Consider the following 549-nt stretch of genomic DNA (forward strand, 5'->3'; position numbering starts at 1 on the left):
GCCATACGCGGCTCACGACATCCTTGCCGACCCCGTCCGTGAACACCGCGGCGAGCGCGCGGCGTACGCGCCGTGTATTGGTGCCGGCGAGATACGCGGAAGCGATCAGCGCGTCGGCGGCCTGCGTCCGGCGCTGATAGCTGCGCAAGGCCGCGCTCTTCCACTCGCGCGTCGTCCCGTCCGGCTCCGTGAGGCGTGCTCGGGGCACCGTGATCGCGGTCGGCCCGAAGCTGCCGGTCAGGTGCCGCGTGCGGTGTCCATGCCGGTGGCCAGGAACCCGGGCGCCAGGATCCGTGTCGGCGACCTCGCCGGCGTGACGGCCATAGCGCGGTCGCGACAGAACTGCGGTGAGTTCCTCCTCCAGCAAGGTTTCGATGAAGCCTCGAACCCGGGTGCGCAGGCCGGCTTCGATCGGATCAAACCAGCCGTCAAATAGGAACGCGCCCTCAGTGGGCGGCGATGTGGTAGGATGTGCCAAGGCGTGGTTTCCATTCTCACGCCGGCGCTCCAACGCCGGCGATGTCAGGGTTCAGCACCCCGGAGACTACG

Annotated in this window: 1 protein-coding gene; it reads right to left on the minus strand. The window is 68.9% G+C overall.

Annotated features, from left to right (window positions below):
• Positions 1-478, minus strand: a 478-nt coding sequence (locus P7D22_RS23385) for a transposase (protein WP_319936631.1), incomplete at its 3' end; no start/stop codon positions are given.
• Positions 479-549: the final 71 nt, after the last annotated feature.

Source organism: Lichenihabitans sp. Uapishka_5, assembly GCF_033947565.1.
Classification (GTDB): domain Bacteria; phylum Pseudomonadota; class Alphaproteobacteria; order Rhizobiales; family Beijerinckiaceae; genus Lichenihabitans.